Here is a 25,681-nt window from a genome sequence, read left to right as displayed (position 1 = left end):
ACTCCTGAAAACAGAAGTTCCCGCCTAGCCGATCAATCCTTCGGCGTCAGCTTGATAATACGGCCTTCGCCGCCGCGCTCGCCGCCATCCTCGATGAGGTAGACGAGGCCGTCAGGCCCTTGGACGACACCGCGGACGCGGTAGTCCATGTCGTAGCGTTCCTCTTCGCAGATATCGCGGCCTTCCTCGGCACAGTCGAAGGTCACCTTCACGAGAGCCTCAGAAGAGAGACCGCCGATAAGCGCTTCGCCTTTCCACGCAGGAAACTCGTCGCCTTGGTAGATCAGGAGCGATGAGGGGCTGATCGCAGGCACCCAATACTCATCCGGTGCGCGGAAGCCGTCGCCCTCGGAATGGTCAGGGATCGGATCACCTGAATAATGGTCGCCATTCGAAACGGTCGGGTAGCCGTAATTCTCGCCCTTCTCGATCTTCTGGAATTCATCGCCGTGGCGCGGGCCCATCTCGATTTCCCAGAGGGTACCCTCGGCGTCGAAGTCGATACCCAGCGGGTTCCGCATACCGATGGTCCAGATCTCCGCCGTCACGCCGCCCTGGTCGTAGAAGGGATTGTCCTCCGGGATCGAGCCGTCTGGGAAGACCCGCAGGATCTTGCCGAGGTTCATCGTCATGTCCTGGGCCGGGTCGAACTTCTGCCGGTCGCCCGAGCTGATGAAGAGATATTCGCCGTCAGGGGAGAAGTGGAGGCGGTGACCATAGTGACCCCGGCCCGTGGTGGTCGGGTTCTGACGCCAGATCACTTCGAAGTCGGAAATCGCGCCGGTCGACGTGTCGAGGGTGCCGCGACCCACGGCTGCGCCGCGCTTACGGCCTCGGGTCTTCTCCACGTAGGAGAGGTAGACCATGCCGTCGTCTGCGAAGTTCGGGCCGAGGATAACATCCCCAAGACCGCCCTGGCCGCCGAAATCGACCTCAGGGACGCCGCTGATCTCCATCGTCGTGCCGCCATCGGCGCTGACCCAGAGAAGTCTGCCATCCTTTTCCGTGACGAGCATGTTGCCGTCAGGGAGGAACGTCATGGCCCACGGATGATCGAGATCAACAATCGTCTCGGCATCAAAAGGGTGCGGGACGCCTTTGGGGACTTCCTGCGCATAAAGCGCCGTCGAGGCGAGAAGTGTCAGAAGCATGGGGTTCTCCTTGATCCTTGGTGTTAACTTAGGCCCGCGCCTGCCCGAAGCGAAGCGCGGTTATCAGCCCGTCAGAGCCCGCGATCAGGCTCCGCTTCCGCGAGCCCGAGAATGTCGAGGGCGAAGGCATAGTCCGCCGCCCGCTCCTTGATCCGCTCGAACCGCGCCGCAGAGCCGCCATGGCCTGCCGTCATGTTCATGCGGAGGAGGAACGGCCCGCCCTCAGCCTCATCCCGCAGGCGCGCGATCCACTTGGCCGGCTCCCAATAGGTGACCCGGTAATCGGTGAGCCCTCCGGTCGCGAGGACAGGCGGGTAGGTCTCGCCCGCGCGGATATTATCGTAAGGCGAATAGGCGCTGATCGTCGCGAAGGCCGCTTTGTCCGTGATCGGATTGCCCCACTCCTCCCATTCGGGCGGGGTAAGCGGGAGGCTGCCGTCAGAGATCGTGTTGACGACATCGATGAACGGCACCGCGCCGATGATCCCTCCGTAAAGGCCAGGATCGAGATTGACCGCTGCACCGACGAGGAGGCCGCCAGCTGATCCTCCGTATCCGACGATACGCCCGCGCTTGGTGATCCCTTCATCGATCAGGGCTTGAGCACAGTCGTTGAAATCGCGGAACGTGTTCTCTTTCTTCTCAAGCTTGCCGTCGAGATACCATTGGCGCCCCTTGGCCGAGCCGCCCCGGATATGCGCCACGGCGAAGACAGCGCCCCGATCGACGAAGCTCAGCACGTGGCTTGAGAAATCGTCATCAATATAGATCCCGTACGAACCATAGCCGTAAAGGACTACCGGCAGGTCGCCGTTGGGTGCGATGTCCTTCCTGCGGATCGTGACGAGGGGAATGCTCTCTCCGTCCCTCGCCTTCGCGTCGATGCGATCAACCACATAGGCATCGGCATTGTGACCTGACGGGATCTCCTGCGTCTTTCTCAGTGTACGGACGCGGGTGGCCATGTCATAGTCGAAGACCTGCGCTGGTTGCGCCGGGCTTTCGTAGGCATAGCGGATCGTGTCGGTTTCGAACTCGCCCCAGCCGATAAGGCTCAGGGAGAAGGCGTCTTCGTCCTGGCTCAGCTCATGCTCGCCGGTGCGGTCATAGCGGCCAACGATGATGCGGGGCTTGGCGTCGAACCTCTCCTCACGGACGATCCAGTCCTTGAAGAGCTCCACACCTGCAACGTAAGTCCCCGGCGTGTGAGGAAGCCAATCCTTCCAGTTCTCCCGGCCAGGCGACTCCTCCGGCGCGGTGACAATCTTGAAGTCCACCGCATCATCTGCATTCGTATGAATGAAGAGCGTGTCGTCCTTGTGATCGACGCTGTAGAGAACGCCTGACTTTCGCGCCTCGACCAGCTTCGGCGCAGTCTCCGGCGCATCCAGCGGCACGAGGTGCTCTTCGGACGTGTTCCCGTTACCGAGCGAGATCACCATATAGGCATCGGACGCCGTCTCGCCGATCGAGAGAAACATCTCGTCGCTCTCTTCTTCGTAGACGAGACGGTCACCCGACGGATCATCGCCGAGCAGGTGGTGCTTTACACGCTTGGGGCGCTGGTGATCGTCGCGCTCGACATAGAAGAAGCTTTTGTTGTCCTTGGCCCAGACGACACTTCCGTCGGTGGAGCCGATCTGGTCGGGGAGCTCCTCGCCTGTCTTCAGGTTGCGGACACGAATGTCGTAATATTCCGAACCCAGTGTATCGGTGGAGACCGCCAAGAGCTCATGGTCCCACGAGACATCGACGCCTCCGATGGAGTAGAAGTCCTTGCCTTCCCCCTCCTTGTCGCCGTCGAGCATGATTTCTTCGTCAGCGCCCTCTTCAGTGCGGCGGGCATAGACAGGGTACTGACCACCTTCGCGGTAGCGGGCATAGTATTCGTAAGGCCCGTCGCGCATCGGAACGGAGCTGTCATTCTCCTTGATCCGCCCACGCATCTCCTGGAACAGAAGATCCCGCAGCTTCTCGAGATGGTCCGTTTGCGCTTTATAGTAGGCATTCTCCGCCTCGAGATGCTCGCGCACATCGTCCTTGAGGACGGTGGGATCGCGCAGGACTTCCTGCCAATTGTCGTCGCGCATCCAGTGGTAGGGATCGATCCGCGTCTCGCCGTGCTGGACGGTTTCGAGCGGACGTTTCTCGGCCTTGGGCGCTTCGGACATGGGGACTCCTTGGACTGACGGAGGGGTCAGTTAGCCGGGTCCTCCGTCACTTCATAGGGCTTGAGCCGATCCGCCGCGCTGGTGAGGACCTTGTCGCCCACGACAGGCACCCGGAAGCTCTTCGTCTCGAACCCGACCCGGCCTGCGCGGGCTTCTTCGAGGAAGGCATCGCGCTCCTCATCGCTGCGGAAATAGATGCCCTGCTGGTCAAGCTCCTGCCACTGCCCTTCCGTCTGCCGGAAGAGGAGGAACGTCATGTACCCCCGCTCCTTCGGGTACTTGAAGATGATGGCTTCGCCTGCGGCAGGCATGGTCACGATGGCTTCCTCGCCGATCAGCACCTTGGCACGGATCGCCTCGAGGAGGGTCTCGGGGATCTCCATGTCATGAGGCCCGGCAATGATCGAACCGATATCGCCGGCATCTTCGAGGGTCGGCAGGCGATAGCCCGGCCGCTCACCGATATGCCTCGCCATGTCGGAAAGCTCGCCTTGCCCGGCCTTCAGCTCTTCAAAGGCAGCCTTGCCCTCGTCACCGAGATCATCGCGGAGATAGATGAGATCCGAGGGCGAGACCTCGCCCGGGGCCTCCTCCATGATCGCGAGCTGCGAGGCGACCGACCAGCTGTGCGGCTGGAAGAGCGGCGTCTGGATGAAGACAGCGACCACCAGAAGCACCCCCGACATGGCAATGTTGCCTTGGCGCAAGATCACCCAGCTCTCGCTGAGCGCTGCCGCCGCGTAGATCGGCGCGTAAAGCCCGATCACCGTCACTGCGAGAAGGGCTACGATCCTGTTAGGCGTGAACCCTTCCGCCCCGATGCGCATGGCGAGGCCATAGACCGCAAGCGCCATCACGAAGATCAGGAGAACTCCAAAGAGCCGCGAGGTCGCCGCAAAGAGAGGCGTCTGGGGCCGACCCTCATCAGCGACGATGGCGTTGATCATGACGATCGCCACAGCCGCTGCGCAGGTCAGGGTCGCCACAGGGCTCAACCCATCAAGGAGCGAGCCGAAGCCGCGGATCATCACCGCAGCGAGGAAGATGGTCAGGCAGGCCGCGAAAACCGGCGATGCGACGCGCAAGAGCGCCATCATGATCGACCGAACGGCGAGGACCGCACTCTCCCGCTGCCTGACGACACCGACGGCGACGCCCTGAAGGAGGCCTGCATAGGTCATGAAGAACCAGGGCTCGCCCATGAGGTCCCGCACGAAATCGAGCCCTATGAACGCAAAGAGCGCGGCGACGAGCGCGGCCAGCGCTGCGCCGACCAGAACGAAAGCCTGCGCGACGCCGACAATCGCCGGGATCGACCATGCGTCTGCGAAGAGCGGGCGATAGTCGAAGAAGCTGTTTCCCTTGGCCGAGGCCCTCAGGAAAGGCAGCAGCACGACGACAATCAGGACATTGGCGAGGAAGGGCAGCACCCCCTCCGACATCGCCCAGCCCTGGTAATGGCTCGCCATGTAGAAGAGCGCCGCCGTCAGGATGCCCACGCCGATCGCTGCAACGACGGCGCGAACGGTCTGCCCCTTGAGAACCGTCAGGAGGTAGGTGCCCCCCGCAAGCGAGATACCGAGGGCCAGCGCCACGAGCAGCGGCGGAAGGGTTTGCGACCCCTCGATCCGGTCGACTACCACCCAGAAGAGAAAGCCTACTGCAGCGCCCGGCAGTCCGAAGACTGTCATCAGGCTGCTTCCGCCCCGCGGGACCCGTTCGTCGAGTTCGACCTGCATCGCCTCTACCTCTTTGATCTCCTTTGGGAGCTAACCACGCTTCTTACCCGCAACAACAGCGCTGCGCAGCAGGTGAAGCAGGGGCTTGCGCTCGCGCAACGTGCGACGAAAAGAGCCGGGATGGCTCCCCGTTTCACGATCCGACCCGCTGGCCCTGCAGACGCCGAGACCCTCGCGAAAGTGGGGGCGGAGACGTTCAGGCAGACGTTTGCGCATCTCTATGACCCGAAGGACCTCGCAACCTTCCTCGCCAAGTCCCATTCGCCCGGGGCCTACCGGCAGCTCTTCGAAGATGGCGGCGCAGCGTGGCTGGCCGAGACGGAAGCTGGCGAGGCAGCGGGCTACGCTGTCGCCGGGCCCTGCACCCTCCCGGTGGACGACATGCCAGACAGCGCGGGCGAGCTTGGCAGGCTTTATGTCGACGAGCCGCATCAGGGGCACGGGCTTGGCATCGATATGCTGGAGATCGCTCTTTCATGGCTCGAGGAGCGGTATGACCAGCTCTATCTCAGCGTCTTCTCGGAGAACCTCGGCGCCCAGAAGCTTTACGCCCGTTACGGTTTTCGGAAGATCAAGGAGTATGACTACATGGTCGGCGACCATGCCGATCACGAGTTTCTTTACCAGCGCTTCTGACCACGCACTGCGCGGCCATACCGACTTGGATACTGGTCATACCGTAGCGATCCTGGACACAGGCGACCTTTCAGACAGCGCATAAACATTGACCTTCGGCCCTCAAAGCTAGGTACTACCCAACAAAGGAGAGCCCGATGACCGACCTGCGTATCTACTTCCATCCGCGGAGCCCTTACTCACGCCTCGGCCTGCACATTGTGCGGCAAGAGCGCCTCGCGGAACGGGCGGATCTGAGCGTGCATGTCTTCGAAGGGCCGCCCGAGGGCACGGCATTTCTCAATCCCACCGATTCAAAGCCGAAGCTCCGCTACATCCTGCAGGACGCGCCGCGAATGACATTGCGCGCAGGTCTGGCGATCGCGCCGCCTCTTCGGCCTGAACCGGACTACGCAGCGGGCATCGCCGCGTTCTATCAGGCGCGAGAGCAGGGCAAGGGGCTCGATTTCGCCATCGCGCTCTCCGACGCCCGCTGGGGCCGGAGCGCGGATATCGCCGATGAGAGCGTCCTCCAGGAATGCGCCGAGGAAGCAGGCGTCGAGCTTGGCGGCGGCACCGACACCGAAGCGCACCGGGCAGAAGACCGGGCGTGGATCTCGAAGGATCAGGTGTTCGGCGTGCCGTTCGCCGTCATCGACCGATCAGGCAAGACAGAGCCCTTCTGGGGTCAGGAACGCTTCGCACTTATCGCGGAGAGCCTTATCGAGGGCTAGAGGTCTGGACCCTAGTCATCCTCTCCGAGGGGCACACCGTAAAGCTCGAGCCGGTGATCGACGAGGCGGAAGCCGTGCTCCTTGGCGATCCGCTCCTGAAGGCGCTCGATCTCCTCGTTCATGAACTCGATCACCTCACCCGTCTTCACGTTGATCAGGTGGTCATGGTGGTCGTTTGAGGCTTCTTCGTACCGCGCCCGTCCCTGGCCGTCTTGGAAGTCGTGGCGCTGGACCACGTCATACTCCTCGAGGAGGCGCATGGTCCGGTAGACCGTGGCGATCGAGATGCGGTTGTCGATCTCCATGGCCCGGCGATGGATCTCCTCGACATCCGGATGATCGTCCGCAGCCGAAATGACCCTTGTGATGACACGCCTCTGGTCGGTCATGCGGAGGCCTTTCTCGGCGCAGATCTTCTCCAGGCGGTCCATCATTCATCTCCTTGGGCGAGGTCGAAGCGCATGATCGCCGCGTCTGACCCGTCGCTGTAATAGTTCGGCCGATTTCCGACGCGGGCGAACCCCGCTTTTCCGTAAAGGCCGAGCGCCGCCTTATTGGCGATGCTCACCTCGAGAAACAACCTCTGAGCGCCCGCGGCCAGCGCCCGCAGCTTGGCTTCCTCAACAAGGGCCATGCCGTCGCCTTTTCCGGGCAGCGTCGTGCCGACGGTCAGGATTTCAGCTTCGGGCCCGATCAGGCGCAGCGCGATGAAAGCGCGGTCCTCAAGGACGAGGATGAGATCATGAGAGCTGGCGATAGCACCTCGCCAGAAAGCCTCGTCCCACGGGCCGTCGGGAAACACTGTCCCGTGCAGCTTCGCGAGCAACACGGCGTCGTCTTCGGTCGCGCGACGGATGCTCACAGGGCGGGCTTGGAGGGCGGCTTGGCATCCGCGTCACGGAGGTAGAGGGTCTGGATCGCCCCTGAAGGAAGCGTCTCGATCAGGTCGAGCATCGCCTCCGCCAAAGGGGTCTCAATCGGCAGGACGTCGCCTTCGAAACCGCAAGCCGCAGCGCCATTGCCCGCCACCCTGTCGCGGCCGGAAAGCCACGCCAGCGCTTCCGTATAGGGGATCAGCCGGAGCTCGTCCTCAGGCGTACCGTCTGCGCCGAAGGCCTGGACGTAGGCTTCGCCGCGCCGCGCATCGACCGACACCGCCACAGGAAAACCAGCCGTTGCTGCGATGGCTTCGAGGGTCGTCACGCCCACTGTCTCCGCGCCGCTTCCGAGGGCGAGGCCCTTTGCGAAGGAGATCCCGACCCGCTGGCCCATGAAGGAGCCGGGGCCAACAGTGACCCCGATCCGCTTGATCGCTTCGGGCTCAATCCTGGCCTCGAAAAGAACGTGCCGAAAGGCTGGCCCAATCCGCTCGGCATGGCCGATACCAATCCGGTCCGATACCGAAACGGTCGTGCCGTCCTCGAGCCTCACACCAAGCGTCAGGGCCTTTAGGCATGTGTCGATGACGAGGCTGGCCAAGGCTGGCTCAGGCGACGGCTTCGACGGATTGCACCTCGGGGACGTAGTGCTTGAGGAGGTTCTCGATGCCGCTCTTCAGCGTCATGGTTGAGCTAGGGCAGCCCGCGCAGGCACCTTGCATCGTGAGGAAGACGATGCCGTCACCGGGTTCGAAGCGGTGGAAGATGATATCGCCGCCATCCTGCGCCACGGCGGGACGGACGCGGGTGTCGAGGAGCTCGATGATTTGCTCGACCACTTCGCGATCCTCGCCTTTATAGTCCTCGACCGACGTCACACCCTCAGCGGCCGTGCTGGCGCGCTGGTCTACGACCGGGATGCCGGCGGCGAGAAAGTCCGCAATGGTGCCGAGAAGCGCCGGCTTCAAAGGCTCCCAATCGACCGTCTGGTCCTTCGACACCGTCACGAAATCCGCGCCCAGATAGACCGAGACCACCCCGTCCACATCGAACAGCGCCGCTGCGAGAGGCGAGATCTTCGCCGCCCCGGGCGTGGGGAAATCCATGCCCAGCTCGCCCGGTCCCAGCACAGGCTGGTCAGGCAGGAACTTCAGCGAATTCGGGTTCGGCGTGTCTTCGGTGCGAATGAACATGACCGGGAGATGGCCGCTCGCGGGCCCCGGATCAAGCCGCATTCCAGAAGGCCGATCAGGCCTCGCAGCGAAAGGCTATCTCGGCCCTGGCAGCATCGCTCGCGGCCTCGCTTCCAGAGACCGCAACCTCCAACGTCTCGGCATCGAAACCACCGCTTCCCTCAAGCGTTCTCTTGAGAGATGCCTCGCGCCGGGTCCGGTTCTGCTCGCCATCATCGCCACCGGGACCTGAGGACAGGGTCGCATCGGCATAGAGCGTACCCGCGCAGACCGCCCGCGCGCGCTTGGCACGGCTCGATATCCGCGCCGTGTCGAGGGCAGAAAGCGATTGCTGGTCTTCCGAAAACACGAGGGAAAGCCCGAAGTCCTGGGGCTCGGGCCGCGCAGCATTTGCGCGGGCCGCGTTGCAGTAGAGCTTCGCATCGACCCGCCTGTGGAGCGCTGCCGTTTCACTATCGATGCCTTTGAACTTAGGCTGCTCACGCCCATAGCCCGCTCTGCGGATATCGCCCTTCTGGGTTGCCCAGAGGTCTTCGACCATCACGTCGGCCACCCGCGATGCCCGCTCCCGGCTGATGTCCAAGGACGAGAAGCGGTCGCCAAAGAAATCATCATGGCCCTCAAGCTCGATGGAAAGAGCGCCTTCGCACGCTTCCCACGCGCTCAGCATCGACTTTTCGATCGTGAACCGCTCCGGCACCTGGGGTTCCGATGAGCCGTGGCCGAAATAGACCGAGAAGCTGTAGGTCTCCCAGAACGGCGGCGCACGGCGCTTGGCTTTTTCCTCTTCATCGACGAGCAGCTTCCTTGGGGACTTCTCGCCGAGAATTTCAGACCGCGGCCACCGCGTGTCGCAGAAGGTCTGACCAACGACCCTCCTGTTCTGAGCCCAGGCGAGAGGCCCCTCGGACCGGACATCAGGCGCCCGGTTCCCGACCGACCCATAGGAAACCACCCCCCACATGCCGACCTCGTCATAAAGGTGGCGCGCGACGGCCTCAGCGCGGTCCCAACCCAGATAGTACGCTGCCTGCTCCTCTGAACGCTGGTCGTCGTGGCCCACGGCACGAATATGGAGGTCGCCCTCGCAAGCCTTCGCCGACGCCTCGTAAGCCTCCGAGATGCGGCGTTTGGAATAGTCTGACAGGGTGTCCGAGCCGGTGTCGAAATAGACTTTGAAGCCAGCCATTTCGTACCGATCAGGAGGGAGCTTGCTCAGCTCATCGGAGCCCATGGTCTTGAAGGTCTCATTAGCGGCGCGCCGCTCCGCGTCCACCTCTTCCACGAAGGCCTGGATCTCGTCGCCGAAGAGATAGGACAAACCCGCCGCCGTAGCGATGAGAGCGATAAGCCCGCTTGCGCCCTTGAGAAGGCCACCGCCCCTGCGCCCGCGGTGCCCAGTTTCGTCAAAAGGATCAGCCGCCCTGCGATTGCTGCTCATCTTGCCCACTCCCTAAAGCCTTACGTTCCTCACGCAGGGCGACCTTGTCCAGAGACTATTCGCTGGCCCGCCGGACGCTAGATGAACGGGTCAGCGGCTGTGAACGGGCTCACTCTCGATGTTTCCAAGCGACCTCAACGACTTGCCGAAGTTCATCCTCGACCAGCTCGGTCGCGGCTCTGCCGACGCCAAATCGCCTTTTCATTGGCCGACCCTTGGGACCTCCGATCCCCACGGCGCTCCGCGGATGCGGACCGTCGTCCTGAGGCGCCTCATCCGCGAGGAGAGGCAGCTCATCATCTACACCGACCGGCGCGCCAAGAAGGTCGCCGAGCTTGAAGCGAATGCTGCGGCAGCCATCCATGTCTATGACACTAGGCACCGGACCCAGCTCCGGCTCGCGGGCGTCGCCGAGACCCTGACGGACGGCCCTCTCCACGACGAGGCGGTCAAGCGGACAGGGCAGGCACAAGCCGCCGATTTCGTGCGCTCTCCCGCCCCGGGGACCGCGATTGATGTAAAGGACGGCTTTGATCAGAACCCTGACGATCTGCGTGAAAATCTCGCCGTCATCCTTTTCACCTTCCATCGAGCAGAACTCCTCCACCTCGGAGGGGAGGCCCCGCGGCGCGCCCTTGTGAAGTTTTCGGTTGAACCGCCGGAACCGACGTGGCTGGTGCCTTAACACAACCGGAGCTAAGGCGCGCAGATGGCCGACGATACAACGACAAAGTTCACCGACGAGGAAGCGCTTGATTTTCACCGCAAGGGGAAGCCGGGCAAGCTAGAGGTTACGCCGACAAAGCCGATGGCGACGCAGAGGGATCTCTCCCTTGCCTATTCGCCTGGCGTGGCCGTGCCCGTGAAGAAAATTGCGGAGGACCCGGACAGCTCCTATGAGCTGACGACCCGCGGGAACATGGTCGGTGTCATCTCGAACGGCACAGCAATTCTCGGCCTTGGCAATCTCGGCGCGCTGGCATCGAAGCCGGTGATGGAGGGCAAGTCGGTCCTCTTCAAACGGTTCGCGGACATCGACTCGATCGACCTCGAGGTCGACACCGAGGACCCTGATGCTTTCATCAACGCGGTGAAGCACCTCGGCCCATCCTTCGGCGGCATCAATCTGGAGGATATTCAGGCCCCTGACAGTTTCTACATTGAAGAGAGACTGAAGGAGCTGATGGACATTCCCGTCTTCCACGATGACCAGCACGGCACTGCGATCATCGCGGCGGCTGGCCTCATCAACGCCTGCGACATCACCGGGCGGAAGATGGGTGAGATTAAGGTCGCAGTTTCGGGCGCGGGCTCGTCGGCAATCTCGGTCGTCAGCCTACTGAAGACCCTTGGCGTCAAGCACGAAAACGTCCTCATGTGCGACCGGTCGGGCGTCCTCAAGCCAGGCCGCGACAAGCCGATGAACCAATGGCAGTCGGCTCATGCGGTGGACACGGACAAAGAAACCCTTGCGGATGCCATGGACGGCGCAGATGTTGCTATCGGGCTCTCCGCGGCAGGGGCCTTCACCAAGGAGATGGTCCGTTCGATGGCTTCGAACCCGATCATCTTCGCCATGGCCAATCCGACCCCTGAAATCACCCCTGAGCAGGTGGCCGAAGTGCGCGGTGACGCCATCATGGCGACGGGGCGCTCGGACTATCCCAACCAGGTGAACAACGTCCTCGGTTTCCCCTATATCTTCCGCGGTGCGCTCGATGTGCGTGCACGGACGATCAACGAGGAGATGAAGGCCGCGTGCGCCCGCGCTCTTGCTGACCTCGCCCGGGAGGATGTTCCTGACGAGGTCGCCAACGCCTATGGCACGCGGCTCCAGTACGGTCCCGGCTACATCATCCCGACGCCGTTCGATCCGCGTCTCATCTCCCGCATCCCGCCTGCCGTGGCCAAGGCAGCCTGCGAGACCGGCGTGGCGCGTAAGCCGATCACGGACTTCGACGCCTACCAGCAGCAGCTGGCCACCCGGCTTGATCCGTCTGCGGCGTTTCTCCAGAAAGTCTATGCGTCGGTCCGCTCGTCCGAGACCAAGCGTATCGTCTTCGCCGAGGGTGAGGAGGAAGCGGTCATCCGCGCCGCCTATAACTTCCAGCAGCAGAACCTCGGACAGGCCATCCTCATCGGGCGCGAGGACATGGTCCGCCGCTCGATGGACAAGCTGGGCCTGACCGGCAAACACGAGATCGAGATCTGGAACGCCCGGGAGTCCGCGCAGACCAAGCGGTATACCGACTATCTCTACGGAAGGCTCCAGCGTCACGGCTATCTCGAGCGGGATTGCCGCCGCCTCGTCAATCAGGACCGGAACGCCTTTGGTGCCTGCATGCTCGCCTGCGGTCATGCTGACGGCATGGTGACCGGCGTCACCCGCCACTATAATGTCGCCCTCCGCAACGTGCAATTTGCCCTCGACCCGCGCCCGGGTGAACGCCTGATCGGTATGTCGGTGATCCTCGCGAAGGGCCGGACAGTCTTCATGGCTGACACTGCCATTGCCGAGTATCCGACGTCGGAGGAACTTGCAGACATCGCTGTTCAGTCAGCGCACGCTGTTCGCCAGCTCGGCTTCGAACCGCGAGTTGCTTTTGTCAGCCACTCGAACTTCGGCAATCCGAACACCGAGCACATGCGCCGTATCTCCGACGCCGTCCGCGTCCTCGACCAGCGGCCAGAGATCGACTTTGAGTATGAAGGCGAGATGACCCCGCGCATGGCGCTCAACGAACGCCTCCGCGATATCTATCCCTTCAGCAGGCTGACGGGTGACGCGAACCTCCTGATCACACCGGGCCTGCACTCAGGGGGCATTGCTTCGAAGCTCGTCTCCGAGATCGGCGGCGCGACGGTGATCGGGCCAGTGCTCATCGGCCTCTCGAAGCCTGTACAGATCGTCCAGACGGGGGTGCAGGTCGGGGACATCATGACCCTCGCCGCCATCGCCGCCTACGAGCTCGACACCGAGCACCGCGAATGGGCCAAGACCGGCCTCGCTGCCCAATAGGCAAGAAGGGCACCGGACCCAAGAAACAAAAAAGGCCGCCGAGCGATCAGCTCAGGCGGCCTTTTTTTGATCTTGGTCGCGACCTTACTGGGGCGCGCGTTTCGCTAGGATCCGCTGCAGCGTCCGGCGGTGCATGCCGAGGCGGCGCGCCGTCTCGGACACATTGTGCCCGCAGAGCTCGTAGACCCGCTGGATATGCTCCCAACGCACCCGGTCGGCGGACATCGGGTTTTCCGGCGGCTCAGGCATGGCGCCTTCACGCTGGAGGAGCGCCTTCTGGACATCGTCGGCGTCGGCGGGCTTGGCGAGATAGTCGATGGCGCCGGCCTTCACCGCAGCGACAGCCGTCGTGATGTTGCCATAGCCGGTCAGCATGACGGCACGGCTGTCCGCGCGCTCTTCATGGAGGAAGTTCACGACATCGATGCCGTCCCCGTCCTCAAGCCGCAGGTCGACCACCGCGAAAGCGGGGGCCTTGTTCCTGATGGCAGATTTCGCCTCGAGCACCCCTTCGGCGAGGGTCACCTCGAAGCCGCGCTTTTCCATGGCCCGGCCGAGCCGCGTGCGGAACGGCTGGTCGTCATCGACGATCAGGCAGCTCGCGTCGCCGGGAATGGTCGCTGGTGCAGTTTCACTCATGTTGCGTAAGCCTCTCCAAGAAGCGTGTTTTCCCGTGATTTAGTTCCTTCGGACAATTCGGCCAGCGGCCAGGACACGGTGACCCATGCGCCGGTGCGGTCCTGATTGTTCCCGAAACGCAGGACACCACCGGTGCGTTCCAACAGCGTCTTGGCGATGAAGAAGCCAAGGCCAAGCCCGCCTTTTGCGTTCTCACGCCTGCCACTTGAGCCAGGATAGGGCTCGCCGAGGCGCATCATGGTCTCGTGGGGAATGCCCGGGCCATCATCGCTGATCGTTACGTCGAGCTGTCCGTCGCGCCACATGGCCGAGATCTCCACGTGGGAGCTTGCGTATTTGTTGGCGTTCTCGATCAGGTTCCTGAGGCCGTAAATGATCTCAGGGCGGCGCTGTAGCTTTTCGGGGAGCGCGCCGCTTTCGGGATCGAAACGGAAGCTCACCCGATCCTCCTCGTCCTGCATGAACGGCCTCGCCGCCTCGCGCAGAAGAGCATCGAGGGAGATGACGTTATGCACCATGTCCCCGGCCTGCCCCGCCTCGGAGAGGCGTTGCAGGATGCGCTGGCAGCGCTGGGTCTGGGAGATGAGAAGGCTCGCATCTTCCTTGAGGGGGCCATCGGGCAACTCGCGCTCCATCTCCCGTGCAGTGACCTGGATCGTCCCAAGAGGGGTGCCGAGCTCATGCGCCGCTGCCGCCGCCAGCCCATCGAGGGCCGTCAGGCGTTCCTCGCGGCTCAAGGCCATTTGCGTGGCCGACAGGGCTTCGGTGAGCTTCGTCCGCTCCCGCGCCACCCGGTAGGCATAGGCCGAGGTGAACCCGACCCCCATCACGAGGGCGATCCAGATACCGATATTGTAGATCTGCGGCAGGCTGAAGCCGTCTTCGGTGCGCCAGGGCAGCGGATAATGCCAGATCGACAGCACCGTGTAACAGGCCACGACCAAAGCGATCACGCCAAGCGCCATGCGCCTCGGGACCGAACTCGCCGCCAGCATGGCCTGCATGATCAGCCACAGGGCGAAGGGGTTCTGGACCCCGCCGGTGAGGAAGAGGATCGCTGAAATCTGGAGCGTATCGAAGCTCAGGAACGCCACGATTTCCCTGTGCGACAGAGGTCGTGCGGGGCTGAAGCTCAAGGTCGCGTAGAGGTTGATCCAGACCGCCGCCGCGACGGCGAGCAGGACGGGCGCCAAGGGGAGCTCGAAGCCGAAGCCGAAATGGACGGTGACGAGAACGACCATCTGGCCGATCACGGCGAACCACCTGAGGCCGGTCAGTGTCCCCTGACGAAGAACAGACGGGTTGTCGAAAGCGTGCGGTGTCATCAAAGGCTCCTTAGCGCCCATCACCGACGGAGAGTTAGGCCCATGGACACTATGAAGCACCTCATTGCCGGTCTTTGCGCAGCAGCTCTGCTCGCAAGCTGCGCCGACGAGCGACCGATAGCCGGTGAGATCACCCTCAACGAAGCCTTCTCAGCCGAGTTCGACCTCGTGGATATGTATGGCGAGGACGCCACCGACGAACGTTTCGAAGGCAAACCGATGCTTATATACTTCGGCTTCACGAGCTGCCCCGACGTTTGCCCCGCAGCGCTTGGCGTGCTGACCGCGACCCTCGAGGAGATGGGCAAGGATGCAAGCGGGCTCCAGCCACTCTTCATCACGGTCGACCCCGAGCGCGACACGCAAGCGCGCCTCGTCCAGCATCTCTCCTTTGACGAGCGTATCCTCGGCCTCACAGGCGACGAAGAAGCCATCGAAGCAGCCATGAAAAGGATGCGCGTCTTTGCCGCCAAGGTACCTCTGGAGGACAGCGCGGTCGGCTACACCGTCGATCACCAGTCGATGTTCTTCCTCACGGACGAGAACGGCAGACCGATCAGAGCGTTTAATGACAGCATCGCCCCTGACGTCTTTGCGAAGAGGTTGAAGGCGTTCCTGTAGGCTTCGATACGTTTCGTATACGGTTCTTGCTAAATTCTGTGGTCTCGTGTTGCATCGCACGGGTCTTAGGGACGGCATTCGGGAAGCATTATGATCTACTCGGCTTATGAAGCGGCGCACCAGCTGATGGCGCCTGTCCGGCAGGCGGCCCGTGCGGCTGCGAGCGTCGTCGATAGTCCTGCCAATCTCTTCCGCGATAGCTGGGGAAGCCGCGCCTATATCGCGGGGCACAATGTCTTCGAAATGGCGACCCGCCGCTACGCCAAGCCCGAATGGCGCCTCGACACGACGACGATCGATGGCACCGAAGTCCCGATCACCGTCGAAACCGTGCTTGAGAAGCCGTTTGGCCGCCTCATCCGCTTCCGCCGCGACCCTGCCGTTCTTGCGGGCATCAAGGGTTACGAGCCCCAGCCCCGCGTCCTCATCGTTGCGCCGATGTCGGGTCACTATGCGACCCTCCTGCGCGGCACGGTCGAAGCCATGCTGCCGGGCCATGAGGTCTTCATCACCGACTGGACCGATGCCCGAGACGTGCCTGTCCTCTTCGGTCGTTTCGACCTCAACACATATATCGACTACCTGATCGAGTTCATCCGCATGATCGGTCCGGGTGCCCACACCATGGCCGTCTGCCAGCCGGGCCCACCGCTCCTCGCCGCCTGCTCGATCATGGCCGAGGAAAACGATCCCTGCCGCCCGCGCACCATGACCTTCATGGGCTCTCCGATCGACGCGAGAAAATCCCCCACGGTCACGAACATTCTCGCCGAGCAGAAGGCGTTCGAGTGGTTCGAGGAGAACATGATCCAGACCGTGCCTGCCCCCTATGGCGGCATGACGCGCAAGGTCTATCCGGGCTTCATCCAGCTCTTCAGCTTCATGTCCATGAACATGGAGCGCCACGTGAATGCCAGCTTCGACTATTACGGCAACATCCTCTCCGGTGAGGATTTCGCGGCGAAGAAGCACGAGGTCTTCTACGACGAGTATCTCGCCGTCTGTGACATGACCGCGGAGTTCTACCTCCAGACGATCCACGACGTGTTCCAGGAATATCTCCTGCCGCGCGGGCTCTTCACCCATAACGGCAAGATCGTGGATCCCTCGAAGATCACCGACATCGGCCTGATGACCGTTGAAGGCGAACTCGACGACATCTCCGGCATCGGCCAGACCCAGGCTGCCCACGACCTCTGCTCGAACATTCCGCAAAAGGACCAGCTCGACCACGTCCAGAAGGGCGCGGGCCATTACGGCGTCTTCAACGGCTCGAAATGGCGGAACGAGATCCAGCCCAAGCTCGCCAAGTTCATCCTCGAGCGCTTCAGCGTCGAGGAAGAGCGCGAGATCCTTCGCGGCCACGGCCTGAAGGTTGTCGGCGGTCGCGAGCAGGGGGTGGCGTGAGCCCCCTGGGACCACAGCTGCGATGAGAGAGGGGCGGTGACAGGCCCCCCGCTCCGGCCTAAGCCCGGGCCATGCCGAAGCACGCTCCCCTGAACGAAGACAGCCGCCTCTATCTGATCGACGGCTCCGCCTATATCTTCCGCGCTTTCCACGCGCTGCCGCCCCTGACGCGGAAGTCGGACGGCATGCCGATTGGCGCAGTGTCGGGCTTCTGCAACATGCTGTGGAAGCTTCTCTCCGATGCGTCCAACGACGCCGTCGAGCATATCGGCACGCCAACCCACTTCGCGGTGATCTTCGATCATTCAAGCTATTCCTTCCGCAACGATCTCTATGCGGATTATAAGGCGAACCGGGACGAGCCGCCCGAGGACCTGCGCCCGCAATTCTCCGTTATCCGCGACGCCACCCGCGCCTTCGGCCTTCCGTGCAAGGAGGAAGAGGGCTTCGAGGCGGACGACATCATCGCCACCTACGCCCGCGAGGCGTCGGAGAGGGGCGCCGAGGTCGTCATCGTCTCCTCGGACAAGGACCTGACCCAGCTGGTCACCGACAAGGTCGTGATGTTCGACCCGATGAAGAACAAGATCATCGACACCGATGGCGTGATCGAAAAGTTCGGTGTCGGCCCTGAAAAGATGATCGACCTCCAGGCGCTGATGGGCGATTCCACGGACAATGTCCCCGGCGTTCCCGGTATTGGCCCCAAGACTGCAGCGACGCTTCTTGACGAGTACGGAACGCTTGAAGAGCTTCTCGAGCGCGCCGAGGAGATTAAGCAGAAGAAGCGCCGCGAAACGATCATCGAGAACGCCGACGCCGCGCGCATTTCGAAGAAGCTCGTCACCCTCGACGCTCACATGAAAGATATCGAGGGCCCCGAGGAGTTCGGCCTCGCCCCCTTCGACCATGGCAGGCTCGTCGCCTTTCTGGAGGAGATGGAATTCAGCACGCTGACAAGGCGTGTCCGCGACGATGGCGGAATTTCCGAGCCGAAAGCCACACCGGGCGCAGCGCCCGCTGCTGACAGCCCCATCGACCCCTCCGCCTACAAGGCGATCTTCAAGATGGATGAGCTCGAAGCCTTCATATCTCGCGCGCAGGACTATGGCACCCTCGCCGTCGACACCGAGACCGACAGCCTCAATGCCATGCGCGCTCGGCTGGTCGGCATCTGCCTCGCCGCAGCGCCGGGAGATGCGATCTATATCCCGCTTCTTCATGGTACGGACGGCCTCGACCTTGGCGACAGCGAAGGCGAGAAGCAGCTCGATACCAATGAAGTGCTCGATGCGCTGGAGCCAATCTTCAACGACCTATCGGTTATGAAGGTCGGCCAGAACCTCAAATATGACCTCGTCATCCTGAACCGCCACGGCGCGACGCTCAGCCCCTGCGATGACACCATGCTGATGTCCTATGTCCTTGAGAACGGGCAGAACGGTCACGGCATGGACGAGCTGGCCGAGAAGCACCTCAGCCATGGCTGCATTCCGTTTACGGAGCTTGCAGGCAAGGGCAAGGCCCAGAAGACCTTCGACCAGATTCCGATCCCTGACGCCACGAAGTACGCCGCCGAAGACGCAGACGTGACCCAGCGCCTCGGGCAGACCCTGAAGGGTAAGCTGATTGGTGACAGTCTTCTCTCTGTCTACGAACGGATCGAGCGTCCCCTCGTCCCTGTCATCGCGAACATGGAGCGCGAGGGCATCAAGGTCGACCGCGAAGAGCTCTCCCGCCTCTCCTCCGAATTCGCCCAGAAGATGGCGATGTTTGAGGACCAGGCCCACGAAGCAGCTGGCGAGAAATTCAACCTCGGCAGCCCCAAGCAAATCGGCGAGATCCTCTTCGGCAAGCTCGGCCTGCCGGGCGGCAAGAAGACCAAAACCGGTGCATGGTCAACGAGCGCTGACCTTCTCGACGAGCTTGCTGCTGAAGGTCATGAGGTACCCAAGGCTGTCCTTGGCTGGCGGCAGATGTCGAAGCTCAAGTCCACCTACGCTGATGCGCTGGTCGCCGCGATCCATCCCGAGACCGGCCGTGTGCATACGAGTTTCTCCCTCGCCACGACGACGACGGGCAGGCTCTCGTCGAACGACCCGAACCTTCAGAACATTCCTATACGGACAGAAGAAGGCCGAAAGATCAGGAAGGCCTTCATTGCGGAGAAGGGCAACCTCATCGTCTCCGCCGACTACTCCCAGATCGAGCTCAGGCTCCTTGCTCATATTGGCGATGTCCCGGAACTGGCGCGAGCCTTCAATGAAGGCATCGACGTGCACGCTCTGACGGCATCAGAAGTCTTCGGTGTACCCCTTGATGAGGTGACGTCCGATCTTCGGCGCTCAGCCAAAACGATCAATTTCGGGATCATCTACGGCATCTCGGCCTTTGGCCTCTCCTCGCGCCTCGGTATCGAGCGGGGTGTCGCCAAGGACTATATCGACGGCTACTTTGCCAAGTTCCCCGGCATCCGTCGGTACATGGACGAGACCATCGCCTCGGCACGTGAGCTTGGCTACACCGAAACCGTCTTTGGACGGAGGGCCCATATTCAGGGCATCACCGCGAAGCAGCCCAACATGCGCGCCTTCGCCGAACGCCAAGCCATCAATGCACCGATCCAAGGCACCGCTGCCGATATCGTCAAGCGGGCGATGGTCCGTGTCCCCCCAGCGCTTGAGAAGGCTGGGCTCAAAGCGAAGATGCTCCTTCAGGTCCATGACGAGCTGGTGCTCGAATGCCCGGAAAAGGAAGCGGACAAGGTCTGCGAAATCGTCCGCGACGTCATGATGAACGCCCCCCACCCGGCGGCCGAGTTCTCTGTCCCGCTCGAAGTCGAGGCCAACGCTGCTCCCAACTGGGAAGAAGCTCACTAGGGTCCACTCCTGCTTCATCACGCGAATGGGGCCGCTTCTCCTCTTTCGCGAAGCAGCGGGAACGGCTAGCGCGCCGGAAGATCAAGAGGAGAGCATCATGTCCGAGCTTGTCGGCCGTTTCCTGAGCTTCGAGGAGCACCTTGGCCGGGGCCTCGTGAAGTTCGTCTATTACGTGCTCCTGTTCCTTCTCGTGGTGACCACGCTCTTTGGGCTCGGCTCGGCGGTCTACATGATGTTCGCCAAGGCCTTCTGGCCGAACCTGTGGCAGTTCCTCGTCTTCATTCCGCTGAGGTTCTTTGTGGCGCTCCTCCTCCTGAGGGTCGGCGCCGAGGTCGTGATCGCTGTCCTCTCGATCGACGACAATCTGCGGGGCGAGAGCGCGTCCCCTGACAGTCTCTCGACAGGTCTCAACCCGGTGGCCCCGCCAAAGGCTGCGCCCACGATGAAGAACCCCGCTCCCCGTACCGCTAGGGACGAGGAACCGAGCGAAGGCGACAAGTCTGATGAGCCTGAAGAGAGCTCTTCCGAGGACGAAACGACCAAGCCTGAATAAGACTTAGCCCCAAGGGCCCTTAGGCTGGCGCGGGGTGGGCTTAGACGCCTCCCAGGGCGAAGCCTGCATGCCGCCGCCCATTCCCATGAGCTTCTCGATCCGTGCCTCGATTGGCGGGTGGGTCGAAAAAAGATTGGCAGCACCGCGGCCTGACAGCGGATTGACGATCATCATCTGGCCAGAGGCAGGGACGCGCTCGGCTGGCGGCATGGGGATCTTCGCCGCGCCGCCGGAAATCTTGGCAAGCGCCGAGGCGAGCCAGTCTGGCCGCCCGCAAATCTCCGCACCGCGCTTGTCAGCCTCGAACTCACGGGTCCGGCTGATCGCCATCTGGACGAGGCTCGCCGCAATCGGCGCCACCAGCATGATCGCGATGAGGGCGAACGGGTTCGCCCCCTCCCGCCTTCCGCCGAAGAAAAAGGCGAAGTTGGCAAGGGCCGAGATCGCGCCCGCAAGGGTCGCTGTCATCGTCATGGTCAGGGTATCGCGGTTCTGCACATGCGCGAGCTCATGGGCCATCACGCCGAGAACCTCCTCTTCGGTGAGCATGTCGAGCAGCCCCCGGGTCGCAGCGACTGCAGCCTTTTCAGGGCTGCGGCCTGTGGCAAAGGCGTTCGGCTGGGCCTGGTCGATGATATAGACCTTGGGCATCGGCATACCTGCACGGCCCGCGAGCCCGGCGACGCCCTCAGCGTAGCGCCGAAGCCTCGGGTCGCGCTCGTCAGGCAGGACCTCCCGCGCGCCATACATCCGGAGGACGATCTTGTCGGCATTCCAGAATGCGAAGAGGTTGCTGAGCCCGGCAAAGGCCAAAGCCAGCACCATGCCGCCGCGCCCGCCAATGAGCGCGCCGATGACGCCGAAAAGGGCCGTCATCGCGGCCATGAGAATGAAGGTTCGAAGATTTGCGGTCATTGGTCCAAGAGACGTTTCGGATCAGAGGCCTAAATGTGGGCTCCCCGACGCGATAATAAAGAGGAAGGACTTCCCATGAGCGAGAACGACGCGCCTCAAACCGAAACCGAGGAACCCGTCCCCACCACAGAGGACGGCATCCCTCTCTACGCCAACGGCAGAAAGCTGTCGGACATGGAGATCGAGATCCTACGCGAGGCAAAAGCCCGCCGCGATGCGATCGACGCCCGCGCTGATGTGCCGAAAGAGATTGACGGCGGGGACCGGAAAAGCGAGCCAACCCGCTATGGGGATTGGGAGAAGGCCGGCAGGGCTTACGACTTCAGTTGAGCTGTCGATTAACTCTAACGAACTCTTTGGATTTATAATCGAAGGCTAGAATGCGGCTCTCGGCCCGATTCATGCAGACCCTTCGCCGACGGAACGGCCGACCAGACAGGTACCAGCGATGAAAGCTCTGAAACTTCTTAGCGTGTCCATGGCAGCTCTCGCCCTCGTGGCTTGTGAAAGCAGCGAAGACAAAGCGGTGCGCTTCACCGAGAACGCACAGGACTATCTCGAAGAGGGTGAGCTCCAGCGCGCGAAGCTGCAGTTCGCGAACGCGCTGCAGAACGACCCCAACAATCTCGCTGCCCTGCGCGGCGCAGCGGAAGTGGCCGAGCAGCAAGAAGAGCTGAGCAACCAGCTCCGCTTCCTTGAGCGCATCGTCACCCTTGATCCTGACGATATTGAAGCGATCGCGAAGATCGCACGCCTCAACCTTCTCGGCGGCCGGCCCGACGAAGCGCTCAGGAGCGCAAACCGGGTCCTCGAAGCCGAGCCCGACAATCTCGACGCCCTCACCGTGAAGGGTGCCGCCCTCGTTCTTCAGAACAATCTCGACGGCGCCAGCGAGGTCCTCGAGCAGGCCCTCTCCCAGGCCCCGGACAATGCCGAGGTCCGTAACCTCCTCGCGGCCCGTTACGTCCGCGACGAGGACTTCCAGCAGGCCCAGGACATCATCGACGAAGGCCTGAGCGCCGATCCGGGCAATGAAGCCCTGCTCGTCGTGAAGCTCCTCCTAGCCCAACGCCGTCAGGACCCTGAAGGCATGGGCGAGACGTTCAGGACCCTGATCGAGGTCAGCCCGGAGAACGGCTTCTACAAAGAGCGCTACGGCGAGTTCCTCATTCTCGCACGCCGCGACCTCGACGATGCCCGCGAGCAGTTCGAAGGCGCCCTTCCGCTTCTCGCCGAAAAGACCCCTGTCGTCGGTCGCCTCATCGGTATCATCCGTGAGCAGGACGGTGATGAGGTTGCCGAAGCCCGCCTCCGTGAGCTCGTTACGGAGTACCCCGAAGACGATCTGGTTTTCGCTGTTGCTGCCTACCTCTGCGAAGTTGGTCAGGAAGAACGTTGCGAAGCCGAGTTCCGCAGCATCGCAGAAGACAGCGACCAAACCCTCGAGAACCGCTCCCGCGCCAATGTGCAGCTGGCCGAGCGCGCTTTCTCCCAGCGGGACTTCGAAACCTCGCGCGAGATCGCTGAGGGTGTTCTTTCCGAAGACGAAACGAACCCCGATGCCCTCACGCTTCTCGGCAAGATCCAGCTGACCGAGAACAACAGCGAAGGCGCGATCGAGACCCTCCGCCTGGCCCTTAACGAAGAGCCGGACAAGGAAGCGGCCCTTATCCTCCTCGGCCTTGCCTATGAGGCAAACGGCCGGACCACGTTCGGTGAGGCCCAGCTCTCTCAGGCAATCGACCGCCTCGGCCTGTCGCCCCAGCTCTTTAATGCCTATCGCGGCATGCTGGTCAGGAACGGCAAGGCTGAAGAGGCCGCTGACCTGACCCTGCGCTACGCCCAGACGGCCAACGCCACGCCGCAGGTCCAGCGCGAGAGCGCCGCGGTGCTGATCAGCCAGAACCGCAGCGAGGAAGCTGAAGTCGTGGCCCGCTCGCTCATTCGTGCGAACCCTGACGATCAGGCTGCCCGCCGGGTCCTCGCGACTTCCCTTCTCCAGCAGGAGCGCTTCGACGACGCGATCGCTGCCCTCGATGACCTCAGCAAGGAAGGCGCCAACAATGCCGCCACCGTTCAGCTGCGCTCAGAGATCCTGAACCGTCAGGGCCGCACCGACGAGCTTCGCACCTACCTCGAAGGCGTTGTCGCCGATGGTGAGATCTTCGAAGCCTTCGGTCTTCTTGTTCAGCTTGAAGCCAATGCCGGGAACACGGCTGAGGCTGCTGCCATTGCAAGCAGCGCGACCCAAGCCTTCCCGGAAGTCGAGAACAGCTATGTTCTCGTCTACAACACGCAGGTCGCTCTTCAGGATGCCGACGCGGCAAACGCTGCCCTCGAAGAAGGCATTGCGACAGCCGCCACCACGGGCACCCTCAGGACGCTGAAAGCCAACCGCCTTCTCGCCGAGGACGACCGCATTGGCGCACGTGATGTGCTGAAGTCGCTCTATGATGACGGCCAGCTCAACGACCTCGCCGCAAACAACCTCGCTGCCCTGATGCTCGACCTTGGCGACGATCCCGCCGTCGCGCTCGAGATCGCCATGCGGTTCGAGGGAACCGAGCAGCCTTTCCTCGCGGACACCCTTGCATGGGCGTATTTCAAGAACGGCCAGCTCGAAGAAGCCGTACAGTACAGCAACATTGCCAAGCGGCTTAATCAGGATAATGCCGAAATCCTCTTCCATATCGGAACGATTGCTGCTGCGAACGGCGATGTCGAAACGGCACGCGACGCCTTCGAGCGCGCGCTGGAAGCTCCGGGCAAGACCGAAGCGGCTAGCGAGGAAGCCATCCGCGCGGGGCTCGCAAGTCTTTAACGCTTCGTCAGGCATGATCTGACGAAACGCTCCAGAGGTTGGAATGTACGAGAAGCACTTCGGGCTCGCGAAGAAACCCTTCGCCAGCCATCCAGAACCGGACATGCTGTTCTGGTCCGATGGCCACAAGATGGCCCGGACCATGCTCACCTACGGTCTGACCTCAGGCAACGGCACGGTCGTCATCACGGGCGAAATCGGCGCGGGGAAAACCACGCTGCTCCATGACCTTGCCCGGCGTCACAAGGACGGCAATCGCTTCGGTGCCCTCACCGGTGACATCGGCTATGACGGCGATGTCGCCGCATGGATCCTCTATGGTTTCGGGATCGAAGCGAAGGGCAGCTCGCCCAGCCAATCGCTATCGCAGCTCGATAAGTTCCTCGCGCAGAACCGCAATGCCGGCCGTAAGGCCGTGCTCTTCATCGACGAAGCCCAGCTCCTCGAAGCGCGGCTTCTCGAACGGGTCCGAGTTCTCGCGGAACGCCAGTCCGGCGGTCATCCGGTCTTGCAGCTGGTCCTTTTCGGCCAGCCCGAGCTCGGCGCGCTTCTCAACATGCCCCAGCTTGCCCAGTTCAGGCAGCGGGTCGTCAGCCACTACCACCTCCGGGCGTTCAACCGCTCCGAGACCGGGGACTATGTCGCCTCGCGGATCGCCGCTTCCGGCGGCAATCCCGAGCTTTTCGCCGTCGAAGCCATCGACCGCATCCACGACGCGACCAACGGCATTCCGCGCCAGATCAACATCATCGCCGACACGGCCATGGTCTACGCCTTCGCGGCTGGTAGCGAGAGCGTGGCAGAAGACATGGTCAAACGGGTGATCAAGGACCGCGAGCAGAACGGCATCCTCAAGATCGATCCGCCGAGCGGCCTCTAATCCTTAGTTGAGCTTCGCCCAGATGGGCTCGCCAAGTTCCTCAACAAATGCCTGGTGTGCTGCCTTCTCTTCGTCCGTGAGACGGGAGGCGAGCGGTCGTGGCCGCTGGTACCTCACCGGCACCTGCTCTTCAGCGTTGTTGCGGTTCGAGGAACGGCCCGAAACGAACAGGCCAGCCTGCCGACCACCGGTGAGCTCGATATAGACCTTGGCGAGAAGCTCTGAGTCGAGAAGCGCCCCGTGGCCTTTCTCCTCGCGCTCCGCCTTGGAAATCCCAAACCGGGCACAAAGCGCATCGAGCGATGCAGGCGCGCCAGGGAACTTGCGCCTAGCGATCGGCACCGTGTCGGTAATCTTGTTGGAGAGCTCGGGGAAGCCTGCCCTGGTCAGCTCGAAATTGATGAAGCCGACATCGAAGGGCGCGTTGTGCGCGATCAGCTCAGCGCCCTCGATAAACGCGAGGAAAGCCTCGGCCACTTGCGGAAACAGCGGCTGGTCCTTGAGCATTTCGGTCGAGATCTGATGCACCCGAAACGCCTCGATCGGGACATCCCGCTCAGGGTTCACGAGGGTGTGGTAGTTCTCGCCCGTCAGGTTGCCGTCGATCATCTCCACAGCGCCGATCTCGATGAGGCGATCGCCGTCCTTGTGCGAGAAACCTGTTGTTTCGGTATCGAAAATGACTTGTCTAGGCATGGTG

The 25,681-nt window shown here is 62.4% G+C and carries 23 protein-coding genes; 11 read left to right on the top strand and 12 right to left on the bottom strand.

Annotated features, from left to right (window positions below; all coding sequences use genetic code 11):
* Positions 1 to 32 precede the first annotated feature (32 nt).
* The 3 genes from HK107_RS05450 to HK107_RS05440 form a co-directional block, all read right to left on the bottom strand.
* Positions 33 to 1,151 carry a PQQ-dependent sugar dehydrogenase gene (locus tag HK107_RS05450; protein WP_173197446.1) on the bottom strand — a complete coding sequence of 373 codons (1,119 nt, stop codon included), beginning with the start codon at positions 1,149 to 1,151 and terminating at the stop codon, positions 33 to 35.
* A gap of 71 nt (positions 1,152 to 1,222) precedes the next feature.
* Positions 1,223 to 3,322, bottom strand: coding sequence for a S9 family peptidase (locus HK107_RS05445; RefSeq protein WP_173197444.1), 2,100 nt, complete (start codon positions 3,320 to 3,322; stop codon positions 1,223 to 1,225).
* Between the two features lie 26 nt (positions 3,323 to 3,348).
* The gene (locus HK107_RS05440) at positions 3,349 to 5,061 is read right to left on the bottom strand and encodes a DUF4153 domain-containing protein (RefSeq protein WP_173197442.1); all 1,713 of its coding nucleotides are present in this window, start codon (positions 5,059 to 5,061) and stop codon (positions 3,349 to 3,351) included.
* Between the two features lie 120 nt (positions 5,062 to 5,181).
* On the opposite strand from HK107_RS05440, the gene HK107_RS05435 reads away from it, so the two are divergent.
* Positions 5,182 to 5,697 carry a GNAT family N-acetyltransferase gene (locus HK107_RS05435; protein WP_173197440.1) on the top strand — a complete coding sequence of 172 codons (516 nt, stop codon included), beginning with the start codon at positions 5,182 to 5,184 and terminating at the stop codon, positions 5,695 to 5,697.
* A 137-nt stretch (positions 5,698 to 5,834) separates the two neighbouring features.
* Positions 5,835 to 6,410: a DsbA family protein gene (locus tag HK107_RS05430; protein WP_173197438.1), complete on the top strand. Its 576-nt coding sequence runs from the start codon at positions 5,835 to 5,837 to the stop codon at positions 6,408 to 6,410.
* An 11-nt stretch (positions 6,411 to 6,421) separates the two neighbouring features.
* Here HK107_RS05430 and HK107_RS05425 read toward each other — a convergent pair whose 3' ends face one another.
* Genes HK107_RS05425 through HK107_RS05405 form a run of 5 tightly spaced genes read right to left on the bottom strand, consistent with a single transcriptional unit; the run spans position 6,422 to position 9,922 of the window.
* Positions 6,422 to 6,841, bottom strand: coding sequence for a Fur family transcriptional regulator (locus HK107_RS05425; protein WP_173198792.1), 420 nt, complete (start codon positions 6,839 to 6,841; stop codon positions 6,422 to 6,424).
* A complete protein-coding gene (locus tag HK107_RS15815) occupies positions 6,841 to 7,272 on the bottom strand; it encodes a GNAT family N-acetyltransferase (protein WP_173197436.1) in 432 nt (143 codons plus the stop codon). The genes HK107_RS05425 and HK107_RS15815 overlap by 1 nt, the downstream gene beginning before the upstream one ends.
* Entirely contained in the window at positions 7,269 to 7,889 is a 621-nt protein-coding gene (gene tsaB, locus HK107_RS05415; protein WP_173197434.1) for a tRNA (adenosine(37)-N6)-threonylcarbamoyltransferase complex dimerization subunit type 1 TsaB, read from the bottom strand. The genes HK107_RS15815 and tsaB overlap by 4 nt, the downstream gene beginning before the upstream one ends.
* Positions 7,890 to 7,896: 7 nt before the next feature.
* The gene (locus tag HK107_RS05410; protein ID WP_173197432.1) at positions 7,897 to 8,481 is read right to left on the bottom strand and encodes a NifU family protein; all 585 of its coding nucleotides are present in this window, start codon (positions 8,479 to 8,481) and stop codon (positions 7,897 to 7,899) included.
* A gap of 55 nt (positions 8,482 to 8,536) precedes the next feature.
* Entirely contained in the window at positions 8,537 to 9,922 is a 1,386-nt protein-coding gene (locus tag HK107_RS05405; protein ID WP_173197430.1) for an OmpA family protein, read from the bottom strand.
* A gap of 142 nt (positions 9,923 to 10,064) precedes the next feature.
* On the opposite strand from HK107_RS05405, the gene HK107_RS05400 reads away from it, so the two are divergent.
* The gene (locus HK107_RS05400; protein WP_173197428.1) at positions 10,065 to 10,607 is read left to right on the top strand and encodes a pyridoxamine 5'-phosphate oxidase family protein; all 543 of its coding nucleotides are present in this window, start codon (positions 10,065 to 10,067) and stop codon (positions 10,605 to 10,607) included.
* Between the two features lie 24 nt (positions 10,608 to 10,631).
* The gene (locus tag HK107_RS05395; protein WP_173197426.1) at positions 10,632 to 12,941 is read left to right on the top strand and encodes an NADP-dependent malic enzyme; all 2,310 of its coding nucleotides are present in this window, start codon (positions 10,632 to 10,634) and stop codon (positions 12,939 to 12,941) included.
* An 84-nt stretch (positions 12,942 to 13,025) separates the two neighbouring features.
* Here HK107_RS05395 and HK107_RS05390 read toward each other — a convergent pair whose 3' ends face one another.
* Together HK107_RS05390 and HK107_RS05385 are read right to left on the bottom strand one after the other, a co-directional pair.
* Positions 13,026 to 13,580: an ActR/PrrA/RegA family redox response regulator transcription factor gene (locus HK107_RS05390; RefSeq protein WP_173197424.1), complete on the bottom strand. Its 555-nt coding sequence runs from the start codon at positions 13,578 to 13,580 to the stop codon at positions 13,026 to 13,028.
* On the bottom strand, positions 13,577 to 14,905 hold the full coding sequence (locus HK107_RS05385; RefSeq protein WP_173197422.1) for an ActS/PrrB/RegB family redox-sensitive histidine kinase: 1,329 nt from the start codon (positions 14,903 to 14,905) through the stop codon (positions 13,577 to 13,579). Before HK107_RS05385 ends, HK107_RS05390 begins: the two co-directional genes overlap by 4 nt.
* 42 nt (positions 14,906 to 14,947) lie before the next feature.
* On the opposite strand from HK107_RS05385, the gene HK107_RS05380 reads away from it, so the two are divergent.
* The 4 genes from HK107_RS05380 (at position 14,948) to HK107_RS05365 (ending at position 20,365) form a co-directional block, all read left to right on the top strand.
* Positions 14,948 to 15,526, top strand: coding sequence for an SCO family protein (locus tag HK107_RS05380; RefSeq protein WP_173197420.1), 579 nt, complete (start codon positions 14,948 to 14,950; stop codon positions 15,524 to 15,526).
* 90 nt (positions 15,527 to 15,616) lie between these two features.
* Complete coding sequence (locus HK107_RS05375) at positions 15,617 to 16,933, top strand: polyhydroxyalkanoate depolymerase (RefSeq protein WP_173197418.1); 1,317 nt, start codon at positions 15,617 to 15,619, stop codon at positions 16,931 to 16,933.
* Between the two features lie 71 nt (positions 16,934 to 17,004).
* Positions 17,005 to 19,812, top strand: a complete 2,808-nt coding sequence (gene polA / locus HK107_RS05370; protein WP_173197416.1) for a DNA polymerase I — start codon at positions 17,005 to 17,007, stop codon at positions 19,810 to 19,812.
* A gap of 97 nt (positions 19,813 to 19,909) precedes the next feature.
* Positions 19,910 to 20,365 carry a DUF4282 domain-containing protein gene (locus HK107_RS05365; RefSeq protein WP_173197414.1) on the top strand — a complete coding sequence of 152 codons (456 nt, stop codon included), beginning with the start codon at positions 19,910 to 19,912 and terminating at the stop codon, positions 20,363 to 20,365.
* A gap of 3 nt (positions 20,366 to 20,368) precedes the next feature.
* On the opposite strand, the gene htpX is transcribed toward HK107_RS05365, so the two are convergent.
* Positions 20,369 to 21,280: a zinc metalloprotease HtpX gene (htpX, locus tag HK107_RS05360; RefSeq protein ID WP_173197412.1), complete on the bottom strand. Its 912-nt coding sequence runs from the start codon at positions 21,278 to 21,280 to the stop codon at positions 20,369 to 20,371.
* Between the two features lie 75 nt (positions 21,281 to 21,355).
* On the opposite strand from htpX, the gene HK107_RS15500 reads away from it, so the two are divergent.
* The 3 genes from HK107_RS15500 to HK107_RS05345 all read left to right on the top strand — a co-directional run bounded on the left by HK107_RS15500 (position 21,356) and on the right by HK107_RS05345 (position 24,981).
* The gene (locus HK107_RS15500) at positions 21,356 to 21,610 is read left to right on the top strand and encodes a DUF1674 domain-containing protein (RefSeq protein WP_198912304.1); all 255 of its coding nucleotides are present in this window, start codon (positions 21,356 to 21,358) and stop codon (positions 21,608 to 21,610) included.
* A 148-nt stretch (positions 21,611 to 21,758) separates the two neighbouring features.
* Positions 21,759 to 24,101, top strand: a complete 2,343-nt coding sequence (locus tag HK107_RS05350; RefSeq protein ID WP_173197410.1) for a tetratricopeptide repeat protein — start codon at positions 21,759 to 21,761, stop codon at positions 24,099 to 24,101.
* A 43-nt stretch (positions 24,102 to 24,144) separates the two neighbouring features.
* The gene (locus tag HK107_RS05345; RefSeq protein WP_173197408.1) at positions 24,145 to 24,981 is read left to right on the top strand and encodes an ExeA family protein; all 837 of its coding nucleotides are present in this window, start codon (positions 24,145 to 24,147) and stop codon (positions 24,979 to 24,981) included.
* Between the two features lie 3 nt (positions 24,982 to 24,984).
* On the opposite strand, the gene dnaQ is transcribed toward HK107_RS05345, so the two are convergent.
* Complete coding sequence (gene dnaQ, locus HK107_RS05340) at positions 24,985 to 25,677, bottom strand: DNA polymerase III subunit epsilon (protein WP_173197406.1); 693 nt, start codon at positions 25,675 to 25,677, stop codon at positions 24,985 to 24,987.
* Positions 25,678 to 25,681 lie beyond the last annotated feature (4 nt).

The organism is Parvularcula mediterranea (genome assembly GCF_013085255.1).
Taxonomy (GTDB): domain Bacteria; phylum Pseudomonadota; class Alphaproteobacteria; order Caulobacterales; family Parvularculaceae; genus Parvularcula; species Parvularcula mediterranea.
This window is presented reverse-complemented; position numbering and strand designations above follow the sequence as displayed.

What these genes read in the sequence shown, in the direction of transcription:
- HK107_RS05450 (WP_173197446.1), bottom strand. Translation starts at nt 1,151, where the DNA reads ATGCTTCTGACACTTCTCGCCTCGACGGCGCTTTATGCGCAGGAAGTC.
- HK107_RS05445 (WP_173197444.1), bottom strand. Translation starts at nt 3,322, where the DNA reads ATGTCCGAAGCGCCCAAGGCCGAGAAACGTCCGCTCGAAACCGTCCAG.
- HK107_RS05440 (WP_173197442.1), bottom strand. Translation starts at nt 5,061, where the DNA reads ATGCAGGTCGAACTCGACGAACGGGTCCCGCGGGGCGGAAGCAGCCTG.
- HK107_RS05435 (WP_173197440.1), top strand. Translation starts at nt 5,182, where the DNA reads ATGGCTCCCCGTTTCACGATCCGACCCGCTGGCCCTGCAGACGCCGAG.
- HK107_RS05430 (WP_173197438.1), top strand. Translation starts at nt 5,835, where the DNA reads ATGACCGACCTGCGTATCTACTTCCATCCGCGGAGCCCTTACTCACGC.
- HK107_RS05425 (WP_173198792.1), bottom strand. Translation starts at nt 6,841, where the DNA reads ATGGACCGCCTGGAGAAGATCTGCGCCGAGAAAGGCCTCCGCATGACC.
- HK107_RS05410 (WP_173197432.1), bottom strand. Translation starts at nt 8,481, where the DNA reads ATGTTCATTCGCACCGAAGACACGCCGAACCCGAATTCGCTGAAGTTC.
- HK107_RS05405 (WP_173197430.1), bottom strand. Translation starts at nt 9,922, where the DNA reads ATGAGCAGCAATCGCAGGGCGGCTGATCCTTTTGACGAAACTGGGCAC.
- HK107_RS05395 (WP_173197426.1), top strand. Translation starts at nt 10,632, where the DNA reads ATGGCCGACGATACAACGACAAAGTTCACCGACGAGGAAGCGCTTGAT.
- HK107_RS05390 (WP_173197424.1), bottom strand. Translation starts at nt 13,580, where the DNA reads ATGAGTGAAACTGCACCAGCGACCATTCCCGGCGACGCGAGCTGCCTG.
- HK107_RS05385 (WP_173197422.1), bottom strand. Translation starts at nt 14,905, where the DNA reads ATGACACCGCACGCTTTCGACAACCCGTCTGTTCTTCGTCAGGGGACA.
- HK107_RS05380 (WP_173197420.1), top strand. Translation starts at nt 14,948, where the DNA reads ATGGACACTATGAAGCACCTCATTGCCGGTCTTTGCGCAGCAGCTCTG.
- HK107_RS05375 (WP_173197418.1), top strand. Translation starts at nt 15,617, where the DNA reads ATGATCTACTCGGCTTATGAAGCGGCGCACCAGCTGATGGCGCCTGTC.
- polA (WP_173197416.1), top strand. Translation starts at nt 17,005, where the DNA reads ATGCCGAAGCACGCTCCCCTGAACGAAGACAGCCGCCTCTATCTGATC.
- HK107_RS05365 (WP_173197414.1), top strand. Translation starts at nt 19,910, where the DNA reads ATGTCCGAGCTTGTCGGCCGTTTCCTGAGCTTCGAGGAGCACCTTGGC.
- htpX (WP_173197412.1), bottom strand. Translation starts at nt 21,280, where the DNA reads ATGACCGCAAATCTTCGAACCTTCATTCTCATGGCCGCGATGACGGCC.
- HK107_RS15500 (WP_198912304.1), top strand. Translation starts at nt 21,356, where the DNA reads ATGAGCGAGAACGACGCGCCTCAAACCGAAACCGAGGAACCCGTCCCC.
- HK107_RS05350 (WP_173197410.1), top strand. Translation starts at nt 21,759, where the DNA reads ATGGCAGCTCTCGCCCTCGTGGCTTGTGAAAGCAGCGAAGACAAAGCG.
- HK107_RS05345 (WP_173197408.1), top strand. Translation starts at nt 24,145, where the DNA reads ATGTACGAGAAGCACTTCGGGCTCGCGAAGAAACCCTTCGCCAGCCAT.
- dnaQ (WP_173197406.1), bottom strand. Translation starts at nt 25,677, where the DNA reads ATGCCTAGACAAGTCATTTTCGATACCGAAACAACAGGTTTCTCGCAC.